General features: G+C 68.9%; 14 protein-coding genes. 5 read left to right on the forward strand and 9 right to left on the reverse strand.

Annotated features, from left to right (window positions below):
• Positions 1-26 precede the first annotated feature (26 nt).
• The 4 genes from C3B61_RS12260 to C3B61_RS12275 all read right to left on the reverse strand — a co-directional run bounded on the left by C3B61_RS12260 (position 27) and on the right by C3B61_RS12275 (position 2,655).
• Positions 27-338, reverse strand: a complete 312-nt coding sequence (locus tag C3B61_RS12260; RefSeq protein ID WP_103460967.1) for a DUF7882 family protein — start codon at positions 336-338, stop codon at positions 27-29.
• A 175-nt stretch (positions 339-513) separates the two neighbouring features.
• Positions 514-1,203, reverse strand: coding sequence for a DedA family protein (locus C3B61_RS12265; RefSeq protein ID WP_103460969.1), 690 nt, complete (start codon positions 1,201-1,203; stop codon positions 514-516).
• Between the two features lie 160 nt (positions 1,204-1,363).
• On the reverse strand, positions 1,364-1,744 hold the full coding sequence (locus tag C3B61_RS12270; protein ID WP_103460980.1) for a GntR family transcriptional regulator: 381 nt from the start codon (positions 1,742-1,744) through the stop codon (positions 1,364-1,366).
• Positions 1,741-2,655, reverse strand: a complete 915-nt coding sequence (locus C3B61_RS12275; RefSeq protein ID WP_133160290.1) for a hypothetical protein — start codon at positions 2,653-2,655, stop codon at positions 1,741-1,743. The genes C3B61_RS12270 and C3B61_RS12275 overlap by 4 nt, the downstream gene beginning before the upstream one ends.
• 130 nt (positions 2,656-2,785) lie before the next feature.
• Here C3B61_RS12275 and C3B61_RS12280 point away from each other — a divergent pair, with 130 nt between their 5' ends.
• Positions 2,786-3,415, forward strand: coding sequence for a TrmH family RNA methyltransferase (locus tag C3B61_RS12280; RefSeq protein ID WP_088458141.1), 630 nt, complete (start codon positions 2,786-2,788; stop codon positions 3,413-3,415).
• A gap of 34 nt (positions 3,416-3,449) precedes the next feature.
• Positions 3,450-3,824, forward strand: coding sequence for a DUF4440 domain-containing protein (locus C3B61_RS12285; RefSeq protein WP_088457416.1), 375 nt, complete (start codon positions 3,450-3,452; stop codon positions 3,822-3,824).
• A gap of 105 nt (positions 3,825-3,929) precedes the next feature.
• On the opposite strand, the gene C3B61_RS12290 is transcribed toward C3B61_RS12285, so the two are convergent.
• Together C3B61_RS12290 and cmtR are read right to left on the reverse strand one after the other, a co-directional pair.
• Complete coding sequence (locus C3B61_RS12290; RefSeq protein ID WP_088457415.1) at positions 3,930-4,604, reverse strand: cation efflux transmembrane domain-containing protein; 675 nt, start codon at positions 4,602-4,604, stop codon at positions 3,930-3,932.
• Positions 4,601-4,954 (reverse strand): Cd(II)/Pb(II)-sensing metalloregulatory transcriptional regulator CmtR, encoded by a 354-nt coding sequence (gene cmtR, locus C3B61_RS12295; protein ID WP_088457414.1) that lies wholly within the window; start codon positions 4,952-4,954, stop codon positions 4,601-4,603. The genes C3B61_RS12290 and cmtR overlap by 4 nt, the downstream gene beginning before the upstream one ends.
• A 137-nt stretch (positions 4,955-5,091) precedes the next feature.
• Here cmtR and C3B61_RS12300 point away from each other — a divergent pair, with 137 nt between their 5' ends.
• The 3 genes from C3B61_RS12300 (at position 5,092) to C3B61_RS12310 (ending at position 8,806) form a co-directional block, all read left to right on the forward strand.
• Entirely contained in the window at positions 5,092-5,670 is a 579-nt protein-coding gene (locus C3B61_RS12300; RefSeq protein WP_165787898.1) for a TetR/AcrR family transcriptional regulator, read from the forward strand.
• A gap of 13 nt (positions 5,671-5,683) precedes the next feature.
• A complete protein-coding gene (locus tag C3B61_RS12305) occupies positions 5,684-7,354 on the forward strand; it encodes an MDR family MFS transporter (protein WP_244285926.1) in 1,671 nt (556 codons plus the stop codon).
• A gap of 288 nt (positions 7,355-7,642) precedes the next feature.
• Positions 7,643-8,806, forward strand: coding sequence for an NAD(P)-dependent malic enzyme (locus C3B61_RS12310; RefSeq protein ID WP_103460981.1), 1,164 nt, complete (start codon positions 7,643-7,645; stop codon positions 8,804-8,806).
• A gap of 69 nt (positions 8,807-8,875) precedes the next feature.
• Here C3B61_RS12310 and C3B61_RS12315 read toward each other — a convergent pair whose 3' ends face one another.
• The 3 genes from C3B61_RS12315 to C3B61_RS12325 form a co-directional block, all read right to left on the reverse strand.
• Positions 8,876-9,919: a Y-family DNA polymerase gene (locus C3B61_RS12315; RefSeq protein WP_103460976.1), complete on the reverse strand. Its 1,044-nt coding sequence runs from the start codon at positions 9,917-9,919 to the stop codon at positions 8,876-8,878.
• A gap of 70 nt (positions 9,920-9,989) precedes the next feature.
• Positions 9,990-10,697 (reverse strand): class I SAM-dependent methyltransferase, encoded by a 708-nt coding sequence (locus tag C3B61_RS12320; protein ID WP_103460977.1) that lies wholly within the window; start codon positions 10,695-10,697, stop codon positions 9,990-9,992.
• 96 nt (positions 10,698-10,793) lie between these two features.
• A partial coding sequence (locus C3B61_RS12325) for a YhgE/Pip family protein (RefSeq protein WP_165791162.1) occupies positions 10,794-11,745 on the reverse strand: 952 nt, incomplete at its 5' end.

Here is an 11,745-nt window from a genome sequence, read left to right on the forward strand (position 1 = left end):
CGTGCCCGGCGGCCCCGCCGACGGAATCAGTCGCCGATGACGAGGACGAGACCGCTGGGGCTGTTCGCCTGGGCGAGGAAAGTGCTGATCCGGTCCCGATCAAGGGCGGGTGCGCGGGCGGTGCGATAGTGAAACTGCACGCTGATGCCCGGCGTCAACCAGATCGTGGTGCGACTCTCCCCGGTCTTGCCCGGGTAGCCCCAGCTGAAGTAGAAGGACTGCTGGAGACGGAACTTGGCGCCCACCACCGCCTGGAGGTGGCTGAGGAGAAGGTCGTCCAGGATCACGGTCAGGGTGGAGTCGTAGATGAACCGCCCCACGCTCAGGTCCTTGCCCACTGCCGGCGCACCACAGGGCGCGTGAGCGAGATCGGTCCATGGTCCATCGCGACGCCCCCCGGGTCGTGTGCTGGTGCCGGCTGCGCGGTCGCCCGCCAGAATCAGATTTTCACTGTACCGAGAGGCGTGCGGGCTCGGTCAGTCCCCAGTCCGGGGCATCAGCCGGGGGAGTGGGCTACTCGCGCACGTCCTCGGGCAGTTCGACGGCGGGCACGGCGGCCTTGCCGCGGGTGCGCAGGGCCTCGCGCCCGGCCTTGTACAGCTCGGAGAGGATCGGGATGCCCGAGAGCAGCACGATGCCGATGATGAAGTACTCGGAGTAGTCGGCGACGAACTGGATCTGCCCGAGCAGGAAGCCCACCATGGTGAGGCCGACGCCCCAGGCGAACGCGCCGATCAGGTTGAAGGTCACGAAAGTGCGGTAGCTCATTTTGCCGACGCCGGCAGCGAGGGGCACGAAGGCGCGGAAGACGGGCAGGAAGCGCGCGATGATGACGGCCTTGCCACCGTGCTTGGCGAAGAACGCGTTGGTGCGTTCGACGTTCTTCGGGTTGAAGAACCGGTTCTGCTCGCGGGCGAAGACGGCCGGTCCGGCCTTGCGCCCCACGCCGTAGGCCAGCTGGTCACCCGCGAACGCGGCGACGAAGATGATCGCACAGGTCACGAAGATGGGGAACTGCACGTCGCCGGTGGCGGTGAGCAGCCCCACCGTGAAGAGCAGGGAGTCGCCTGGCAGGAACGACAGCACGATGAAGCCGGTCTCGACGAACACGACGGCGGCGACGCCCAACAGCACGAACGATCCGAACCAACCGATCAGCCACTCGGAGTCGAGGAAGTCGATGCCGAAGAGTGTGGGATGCATGGAACTGCCTTCCGGTCGGGGTCATGAGTGCGGTCTCGATCGGATGGCGCCGGCGCGAAGACGCGGTCGGAACCGCCGCGGCTGCCGACTGTTGCGCACCCTGACCCCCAGGGTAGCGAACCCGAGGTGAACGGAAGCTGGGTGCTGCGGCGGGCGGTCCTCAGTCGGTGGGGGTGGTCGAGGCGGCCGCGGTACCGTCCAACGCTGCGCGCACGAGATCGAGGGCGGCGTCGCGGGTCAGGCCCAACTCGGCTGCGCGGCGCGCGTAGGCCCGGGCGGCATCCGCTGCCGGGCCCGGCGTCGTGACGCCGGCGATCACGGATCCGTTGCGGCCGCGGGTTTCGATCACTCCGTCGCGTTCGAGCTCGCGGTAGCTGCGCGCCACCGTGTTGGGCGCAATGCCCAGGTCGTCGGCCAGGCGTCGCACAGTGGGCAGCTGCGCGCCGGGCTTCAGGTCGCCGGCACGCACGGCCGCGACGATCTGGGATCGAATCTGTTCGTATGGGGCGACGCCCGAGTCGGGATCGATGACGAGCATCATGTCGGAGAGCCGGCCGCTCGGTCGGCCCACAGCCGACGCCAGTAGTACTGCTGGGGCTTCGAGGTGATATCGACGATGAGGAGGGTGATCCCGCCGGCCAGAAGGATTGCGGGGATCCCGACACCAACCACCGCCGCGGTGGCGACACCACCTGAGTAATCGCCCAGGAAGCCGATATCGAAGAACGTGCTCAGAACGGACACGAAGCCCAGCGTGAGGGGCACGGCGTGCAGGTCCCGCAGGGCTCGCGAGCGCAGGCCGTCATTCCAGGCCAGATCGGTGGCGGATGCCGACGGCTGGCCGCGATCGAGGATGCGGCGGGACAGCGCCTCCGACACCAGCAGCCCGGCGATCGAGGCATAGGCGAGCCAGGCGCCGGCCGACCCCCAGATGTAGGCGGAGGAGAGGCGCGCGTCGCCGAGCGCCCCGACACTGAAGGCGATCCAGGCGGCGAGGATGGCCAGCAGCGCGAGCGCCGGCAGGACGCGTCCGCTCCAGCGTTCCAGCGGCGGCACGTAGTCCGCATAGCCGGGAATGGACGACCGGGCGACACGAGGCCCGGCGAAGGGCGTGAATGCGCTCGCCGCCGACGCGAGTGCGGCGCCGACGGAGCTGCCGACGCCCAGGCCGCCGAAGATCAGCACGGGAACGTAGCCGGCGTCGAAGCCGCCGGGGAGGAGCAGGGCGGTGATGACCGCGAGCCCGACGCCGATGACCCCGCCGGTCAGGAGCGCGCGCTCTCGGCAGATGAGCTGGCCGGTGATGCGCTCGGCGGTGTCGACGGGCACGGCGACGCCCAGGCGGCGCGCGTACGCGTCCAGCTCTCGCGCCCGGTTGGCGGGCTTGCTCGAGCTGAGCGGGGTAAAGGCCGACATGATCGCGATGGCGCAGCACAAAAACACAAAGGACACACGAGCCTCCATTCCCCGGGTCGAAGGTCGTCATCCGCCTTCGTAGCAATACAAATAATGTAGCGGTACAAAACCACGGAAAGCAACCGGGGGTGCCGGACGTCCCGCGTTGGCGGGATACGGTGGTGCAGTGCCAGAACCGTTGAACCCCACGCCAGAGCTGTCCACCAACGGGGTCGGCCCGTGGGTCGGGGAATGGCCGGAGGAGCCGTACTACGACCGAGAGCTGCTCGAACGCGGCGACACCCGCAACGTGATCGACCGGTACCGGTACTGGTCGATGCCGGCGATCGTCGCCGACCTCGACGAGAAGCGCAACCCGTTCCACGTGGCCATCGAGAACTGGCAGCACGACATGAACATCGGCTCCATCGTTCGCAGCGCCAATGCGTTCGGCGCCGATACCGTGCACATCATCGGCCGCAAGCGTTGGAACAAGCGCGGCGCCATGGTGACCGACCGTTACCAGCACGTGCTGCACCACCCGGATGTGGCGGCGTTCGTCGAGTGGGCCCGCACCGAGAACCTGCCGATCATCGCCATCGACAACCTGCCCGGCAGTGTGATCATGGAGACCTTCAGCTTCCCCGAGCACTGTGTGCTCCTGTTCGGCCAGGAGGGTCCCGGCCTCTCGCCGGAAGCCGTGGCTGCCGGTGACGCCCTGGTGGAAATCAGCCAGTTCGGCTCGACGCGCTCGATGAACGCTTCCGCGGCGGCCGCGGTCACCATGCACGCCTGGATTCTGCAGCACAAATTCTGACCCGCCCGGCCCGGCCGAGGGCTAGCGTGGAGTCATGACTGCGATCACCGACGATCTCCCTGCCAGACTCCTGCACGAAGCCCACGAGGGCTGGCGCGCCATCCTCGCCGGCAAGGGCGGTGACTACTACCAGCGCACCATGACCGGGGACGGTCTGCTGATTCTGCCGGGGGTGGTGCTCGGCCGCGACGACGTGCGCGCCGCGTTCAAGGCCGCCGCTCCGCTGGATCGGTATGAACTGCACGAGCCGGCCGTCATTCGGTTGGGCGAGCACGCGGGCGTGCTGGTCTACAGGTCCACGGCCTGGCGAGGTGACACCGCGACCGAGCTGCAGATGTCTACGACCTACCTCTTCGACGAGAACAACGGCGGCTGGGCGATCGCGGCGCACCAGGAGTCGCCGGTCTAGGCATCCCCCTCGCCGCACCCCGTATGGCCCATCGCGCCCCCTATAGCGGGCGCGATGGGCCATAACTGGTGCGGCGACGACCTCCGGCGTCGCCGAGAGGGGCGATCAGTGGCCGGTCTCGGCGGCACGCTCGCCGGTGAGCGCCGAAACCGGAACCGTGCAGGCGTCGCCGCGCCACGCCTCGAGGCCCTCCTTCGCCGCGAAGCCGGCAATCACCAGCGCCGCGACCGAGTCCGCCCAGGCCCAGCCGAGCAGTGAGTTGAGCAGCAACCCGGCCAGCAGCGCGGCGGAGAGGTAGCTGCAGAGCAGGGTCTGCTTCGAGTCGGCGACGGCGGATGCCGAGCCCAGCTCCCGGCCGGTGCGACGCTCGAACCAGCTCAAGACCGGCATGATCGCCAGGCTCACCGCGGCCAAGGCGATCCCCACCGGGCTGTGCTCGGCCTCGCGCACCCCGAAGAGCGAGAGGCCGGCATCCACGCTCACGTAGGCCGCCAGCGCGAAGAAGGAGACCGCGATCACCCGAAGGGCCACCCGCTCGCGCTTCTCCGGGTCCGGTGCCGCGAACTGCCAGGCGATCGCCGCCGCCGAGAGCACCTCGACGATCGAGTCGAGGCCGAAGCCGACCAGTGCGGCGGAGGAGGCGACGGTGCCGGCGGCCAGGGCGATGCCCGCCTCGATCACGTTGTAGCTGATGGTGATCGCCACCACCAGTCGGATGCGGCGCTGCAGCACGCGGCGACGGATCGGGTCGAGTGACGATGCCGTGTTCGTGGCGGTCATGCGGGGGTATCGCAGCAGCCGGGAACGTCGCAGTCGGTTTCGGTGCAGGGCTCGCCGTCGTCGACGGCGAGCACCACCTCGACGAGGGCCGCGAGCGCGCGGGTCAGGTGCGGGTCGGCGATCTCGTACCGGGTTTGCCGGCCCTCTGGGACCGCGGCCACGATGCCGCAGCCGCGCAGGCAGCTCAGGTGGTTGGAGACGTTCGACCGGGTGAGGTTGAGCGACCGGGCGATCCGGGCCGGGTAACCGGGCGCCTCGAGCAGGCTCAGCAGGATGCGGGACCGGGTGGGGTCGGCCATCGCACGACCCAGGCGATTCATGACGTCGAGGTGGCTCGCAATGGTCAGCATCGACTGACCATACAGCGCCGGGTGACCTATCGCCAAGCCTGACCCCGAACGTCGGGTTTAACTTGCACTGTGTGTCCAATGATGCAAAACTGCACTCTATGTCAGAAAGTGCAACCACTTCCCGTGTTGAGCGACGGATGCGTAAAACCGCCGCCAATCTCACGGCGGTGTCGCGTCGGCTCACGGCCGAGCGCGGCCTGGCCGGTTTCACGATCGAGGAGGTGTGCTCCGCCGTCGACGTGTCCCGGCGCACCTTCTTCAACTACTTCGCCAGCAAAGAAGACGCCGTCATCGGGGTCAATCCCGACGACGAGTACCGACTCTTCGCCGAAAAGTTCCTGGCCCGCGGAGCGGGCGAGTGGCCGCAGGTGCTCAACGACCTGATCGACCTGGCCATCCAGCACATTGAATCCGATGAGATGGACCCCCGGGAGCACAGCGACCTGATGGTGGCCCTGGAACGTGAGCCGCGCTTGCTGGCCCGTTTCATCGGCCTGTCCAGGGACCGCGACCGCCAGCTCCGCGGCCTCATCGTGGAGAGGCAAGGCGTCGACGGCGACGATCCGCGTGCTGCGGCGATCGTGAGCATCGTCGGTTCGCTCATGAAATCCACCGCCGACACCTTCGTCGATCCGGCGAATGACCAAGACTTCGCCGTCATCCTCTCTTCTTCGCTCGACGCCATGCGCCTCGTGCTGGCCGTACCCACTCCCTGAAAGGCAACATTTCGTGACCACCACCTCCGAGGCGCCGCTCCTCCTCACCAAGCGGCGAATCTGGATCATCTTCGGCGCCCTGATCGCCGGCATGCTCTTGTCCAGCCTCGACCAGACCATCGTCTCCACCGCGATGCCCACCATCGTCGGCCAGCTCGGCGGCGTCGAGCACCAGGTCTGGCTCACCACGGCCTACCTGCTGGCGACGACCATCGTGATGCCCGTCTACGGCAAGTTCGGTGACGTGCTCGGCCGTCGCAACCTGTTCCTGATCGCGATCGCGCTGTTCACCATCGCCTCGGTGGGTTGTGCCTTCGCCGGCGACTTCACCCAGCTGGTGGTCTGGCGTGCCGTGCAGGGCCTCGGTGGTGGCGGATTGATGATCCTCTCCCAGGCGATCATCGCCGACATCGTGCCCGCATCCGAGCGTGGCAAGTACCTCGGCCCCCTCGGCGCCGTCTTCGGCCTCTCCGCCGTCGGCGGTCCGCTCCTGGGTGGTTTCTTCGTGGACCACCTCACCTGGCAGTGGGCGTTCTACATCAACATCCCCGTCGGCATCGCGGCCTTCGCGATCGCCTGGTTCGCCCTGCGGCTGCCGAGCAAGAAGGCTACCCAGCCGATCGACATCCTCGGCGTCATCTTCCTGTCGGCCTTCACGACCTGCCTGATCTTCTTCACCGACTTCGGCGGCAACGCCGACCATGGCTGGGAAGCGATTGAGACCTGGCTCTTCGGTGCCGGCATGCTGCTCGCGGCCATCCTGTTCGTCCTCACGGAAGCGCGAGCCAAAGACCCGATCATCCCGCTGTCGCTGTTCAAGAACCCGACCTTCGTCAACGCGACCCTGATCGGCCTCACCCTGGGGCTCGGCATGTTCTCCGCGATCGGGTTCGTGCCCACCTTCCTGCAGATGTCGTCAGGCACATCAGCGGCGGCATCCGGCCTGCTGATGCTGCCGATGATGGCCGGCCTGATCGGCACGTCGATCATCTCCGGTATCGCCATCACGAAGACCGGCCGGTACAAGATGTTCCCGATCATCGGCACGATCCTCACCGCGCTCGCGATGGTGCTGATGACCGGCCTCACCGCCGAGACGCCGATCTGGTTGATCTGCGTGTTCCTGTTCATCTTCGGCGCGGGCCTCGGGCTGATCATGCAGGTTGTCGTCCTGGTCGCCCAGAACTCGGTCAACCCGTCGATGGTCGGCACCGCAACCAGCACGAACAACTACTTCCGCGAGGTCGGTGCCGCGCTCGGCGTGGCCGTGTTCGGCACGATCTTCACCAACCGGCTCACCGAGAACCTCACCGGCGTGTTCACCAACGCAGGCGCGAACGCCACGGATGCCGCTGCGGCCACGTCCACGATCGACCCGCAGACCCTGAATGCGCTGCCCGATGTCGTGCGCGACGGGGTGGTGGCGGCCTATGCGGATGCGCTGGCGCCGGTGTTCTGGTACCTGCTGCCGTTCATCGGCCTGGCCTTCCTCCTCGCCCTGATGCTCAAGCAGATCACGCTCTCCGACGTGGCCGGAATGGTCGCCCGCGGTGAGGCCGTCGGCGGTGCGGAGGCCGAGGCCCTCGAAGCCGCCCAGCACGGCCACCCGACGCACCCGGCCACCGCCCCGTCCGACGCCGGAGTCCGTGCCGACGCCGAGCTGAAGGCGCCCGAACCGCGCTAACGGCAGTTTCGCCGAGTTGCTTCAGAATGCCCCTTCACCGCACCCGAAGGGGCATTTTGACGTGAGTCGCCGCCGGTCCCCTCCGCGAGTGCGGCCAAAGCGGCCCTTCGATGCCTGCCAGGGGGTCTTTTGCGGCAACTCGGCGACCCGGTTTGCGCCCGGCGACGGGTGACTGGGTCTATGGTCCCGTTCGTTCGAGCCGCGGTGGCCGTAGCCTGATCCCAGGCCGGTCTGGATCCTTCAGGAAGTGTGCGGCTTTTCTGTGTCTCGACCGCAAAGGCCCGCTCCATGTCACTCACCATCCCCGTCCAGCCCGCCCTGGTCACCACCGACGAGATCTTCGCTGCCCACGAGGGCGGCAAGCTGCGAATCGAACTCGCCCGGCCCATCGACACCCGGCGTGACCTGGCCGTCGTCTACACCCCTGGCGTTGCCGAGGTCAGCCGCGCGATCCACACCGATGCCGCTGTCGCCGCCACGCACACCTGGGCGAGCCGGCTGGTGGCCGTCGTCAGCGACGGCACCGCGGTGCTGGGGCTCGGCGACATCGGCCCGGCCGCCGCCCTGCCCGTGATGGAGGGCAAGTCGGCCCTCTTCCAGCGCTTCGCCGGGCTGAACTCCATCCCGCTGGTGCTCGACACCACTGACGTCGATGAGATCGTCGAGACCCTCGTGCGTCTGCAGCACAGCTTCGGGGCCGTGAACCTCGAGGATGTGTCGGCGCCGCGCTGTTTCGAGCTCGAGGCCAAGCTCATCGAGGCCCTCGACATGCCCGTCATGCACGACGACCAGCACGGCACCGCCGTCGTGGTGCTGGCCGCGATCACCAACGGCGCCAAGGTGCTCGGCCGGGATCGCGCGGGCCTCAAGGTCGTCGTGTCCGGCGCGGGCGCGGCGGGGATCGCGATCGCCGCGATCCTGCTGGAGGTCGGCATTCAGGACGTCGTACTACTGGACTCCCGGGGCATCCTCAGCGGCCACCGCATCGACCTGACCGGCGTCAAGGCCGAGTTCGCCTCGACGTCGAACCCCCGCCAGATCGACGGCGGCCCGGCGCAGGCCCTCGCTGGCGCCGATGTCTTCGTCGGCGTCTCCTCAAGTACCGTCGAGGAATCCCTGCTCGCCACGATGTCGGCTGACGCCATGATCTTCGCGCTCTCCAACCCCGACCCCGAGGTGGCCCCGGACGTGGCCGGCCGTTATGCCAGGATCGTGGCCACCGGACGCAGCGACTACCCCAACCAGATCAATAACGTGCTCGCCTTTCCCGGCATCTTCCGCGGGGCCCTGGATGCCGGCGCCCGCCGCATCACCACCGCCATGAAAATCGCCGCCGCGATGGCCATCGCCGACCTGGTCGGTGACGACCTCGCCGCCGACTTCATCGTGCCCAGCCCGTTCGACGAGCGCGTGGCCGACGCCGTGGCCGCCGCGGTGATGGCGGCCGTCTAGCGGTCGCAGCTTCCTCGTCGGTCGAGCTTGTCGAGACCCGGTGACCCGGCCTGCGGTCGCGCGAACGCGTCAGAACAGGGTGTGCTGCACCCGGTCGAGCGGGAGCAGTCCCGTCAGGGTGACCCGCAACCCGGCAAGCCGGGGCACCGCCTCGCCGGCCAACAGGTCGCCGGCCACAGCGAGCCAGTCCGCACGCCCGGTCGTCGCCGCCACGAGCGTGCGCTTCCGCACAACCGCCTTTCCGCCGGTCTCCGGTCGCAGGGTGAGAGTCATCCCCGTGCCCGCGAGTCCCGCCCGCTCGGCGCGTTTGCAGAGTCGCTCGACGCACGCCTCGGCCAGCTCGCCGGGCGTCTTGTCCGGCCGCGCGAAACCGGCGGTGGATCCCTCGGCCGTGAGGGACGAGCGCTGTTCGACCGGGCGCACGACGGCGTCGTCCGTGCCGTCCCGAATGCGCCACAGTCGCCGCGCCATCGCGGTGCCGCAGACGTGCTGCAATTCGTTCGGCGGGATGCCGTCCACGTCGCCGAGCCTCAGCACTCCGATGCGATGGAGTCGCTGCAGTGTGGTGGCACCGATTCCCCAGACGTCGGTGATCGGCAGGGTCGTGCGCAGACCCGCTTCCTCGCCGGCGTCAATCACCGAGAGCCCGTCGGGCTTCGCCCTGCGGGAGGCGAGCTTCGCCATCAGCTTGGTGCTGCCCACCCCGACACTGATGGGGATGCCGAGTTCGCGGGCCACCCGGCGGCGCAGCGCGTGGCCGGCGTCGATGGCGCCTGCCCAGTCGGTCGCGCCGACGTCGAGGAAGGCCTCCTCGATCGAGCCGGGTTCCACCGCCGTGGCGCTGTTGTGGAAGATGTCGAAGAGGGCGTCGCCCACCTCCTCGACCTCCGCGCGTGGCACGTCCATCAGGATCAGCTCAGGACACTGCCTCAGCGCGTCCTGCGCGAGCGATCCGGAGCGCACACCGCGCGCACGAGCCGGGTAGTTCGCGCTGGCTATGTAGACATGGGCGACCACGGCAACCGGCACGGCGGCGAGCTCTGGTCTCGAGCGCAACGCGACCGAGGCGAAAAAGGCGTCGGCGTCAGCGTGCAGAACCGGACGTGCCGTCATGCGCGCCCACCCCGATCAGCACCGTCTGCATCGTACATGTGTTCGATTGTAGCCGATCCGGCCGCCGCGGTCAGGCGTGCCGAGTGGCCCGCACGATGGCGTCGTGCATCGCGAGGGGGCGCCCCTCCGGCCCGGTGACCGTGCGGGCGCGCTCCTCGGCGCTCTCGATGCACCAGATCGCGGGGTCGAGACGACCGGTGATGTCCGCCAGGCTGACCGTCGCCTCGACGGGTGGCTGCTGGCCCGCGCCCGCGGCGTGACCGTGACCGCCACCATGCGCGTGACCGTGCTCGTGACCGCGCCCCTGACCGACATCGGGGCCCGCCGAGGTCGGCTCGTGCAGATGCCCGACGATCAACAGGGTGCCGCCGGGAGCGACCCAGTCCGCAATGCGCTCATAGAAGGCCAGCTGCGGCATCGCCGGATGCGCATAGCTGGTGGCCACCAGGTCGAACCGGCTTGTCGGCAGCCACGTGGTGAGGTCGGCCTCGAGCCAGGTCACCCTCGCCGCAACCGACGCTTGGGCAGCCCGTTCCGCCGCTGCCTCGAGGGCGGTGCCGGAGATGTCGGCGGCGGTCACCCGCCAGCCGCGGTCGGCCAGCCAGATGGCGTCGGCACCGGTCCCGCATCCCGCATCCAGGGCGGTTCCGGGCCTGAGGCCGGCGATTTCCCGTTCGAGATGCGAGTTCGGGCCGCTCTGGTCCGGCACCTCGGCTTCCGGATCGTGCGCCTGTTCCCAGTGCCGTTCCCAGTAGTCCTTCTCAAAGCTGTGTGTCATCGGGTCGGCCCTTCGGTGTGGTCGTCAACTGTCCCGATGATGCCGAATAGGAAAGCACTCGCGCAACCTGTCTTGCCGGAATGGCAAGCAGGCATTTCAGCCGATCAGGCTCGGCTTGAGGTCGCGCAGGGTGCGGAAGTGCGTCATCCGCACCACACCGATCGCGGCGATCACGAGCGCCCCGGTGAGCCAGAGCAGCAGCACCCCGGCGTCGTTCAGGGCGGTGGCCGGGTTGCCGCCGTACATCAGCTGGCGGATGCCGTCGACGGCGTAGCTCATCGGCACCACATGGTGCAGGAACGCCAGCGGCGCCGGCAGGGTCTGCCAGGGGAAGGTGCCGCCGGCAGTGACCAGCTGCAGCACCATGAGCACCAGGCCCACGAACTGGCCCACGCTGCCCAGCCACACGTTGAGCGCCAGGATGATCGCGGCGAAGGTGAGTGCGGCCAGGCCCATCATGCCGTAGGTGCCCACCGGGTTGTGCACCTCGAAGTGCAGCACGCCGGTGAGGATGCCGAACAGGGCGGCCATCTGCAGCAGGCCCAGGATGCCGGGGGTGAGCCAGCCGGCGAGGGTGATCTTCACTGGGGAGTGCAGGGCCGTGATGGCGCGGCGGGAGACCGGCTTCACGATCAGGAACAGGGCGTAGATGCCGATCCAGCCGGCGAGGCTGGCGAAGAACGGGGCCAGGCCGGCGCCGTAGGTGCCGGCGGAGGTCACCGCCGCCTTCTGCAGGTTCACCGGGTCGGCGATGGTCGAGCCCTGCAGGTCGCGGGTCTGGGCGTCGGTGTCCGGGATGCTGCCGACACCGTCGGTGAGCCCGTCGCGCAGTTCGCCCGCGCCGTCCTTGAGGCCGACAAGGCCGTCGCTGAGGGACGAGGCGCCGGTGGCGAGGGTCTCGGCGCCGGACCTGGCGGATTCCGCGCCGGTGCTCAGGCTCGCCGCACCGTCGGCGGCGGAGGCCGCGCCGGTGCTCAGGGTGGCGGCGCCGTCGGCGGTCTGGCCGGCGCCGGCCGCCAGACTGCTGGCTCCGGCCGCGGTCTGCCCG

It is taken from the genome of Cryobacterium zongtaii, from assembly GCF_002909375.1.
Classification (GTDB): Bacteria; Actinomycetota; Actinomycetes; order Actinomycetales; family Microbacteriaceae; genus Cryobacterium; species Cryobacterium zongtaii.

Coding starts and splice junctions, on each gene's coding strand:
- C3B61_RS12265 (WP_103460969.1), bottom strand. CDS start 1,203: ATGCATCCCACACTCTTCGGCATCGACTTCCTCGACTCCGAGTGGCTG.
- C3B61_RS12270 (WP_103460980.1), bottom strand. CDS start 1,744: ATGATGCTCGTCATCGATCCCGACTCGGGCGTCGCCCCATACGAACAG.
- C3B61_RS12285 (WP_088457416.1), top strand. CDS start 3,450: ATGACTGCGATCACCGACGATCTCCCTGCCAGACTCCTGCACGAAGCC.
- C3B61_RS12290 (WP_088457415.1), bottom strand. CDS start 4,604: ATGACCGCCACGAACACGGCATCGTCACTCGACCCGATCCGTCGCCGC.
- cmtR (WP_088457414.1), bottom strand. CDS start 4,954: ATGCTGACCATTGCGAGCCACCTCGACGTCATGAATCGCCTGGGTCGT.
- C3B61_RS12300 (WP_165787898.1), top strand. CDS start 5,092: ATGCGTAAAACCGCCGCCAATCTCACGGCGGTGTCGCGTCGGCTCACG.
- C3B61_RS12310 (WP_103460981.1), top strand. CDS start 7,643: ATGTCACTCACCATCCCCGTCCAGCCCGCCCTGGTCACCACCGACGAG.
- C3B61_RS12315 (WP_103460976.1), bottom strand. CDS start 9,919: ATGACGGCACGTCCGGTTCTGCACGCTGACGCCGACGCCTTTTTCGCC.
- C3B61_RS12320 (WP_103460977.1), bottom strand. CDS start 10,697: ATGACACACAGCTTTGAGAAGGACTACTGGGAACGGCACTGGGAACAG.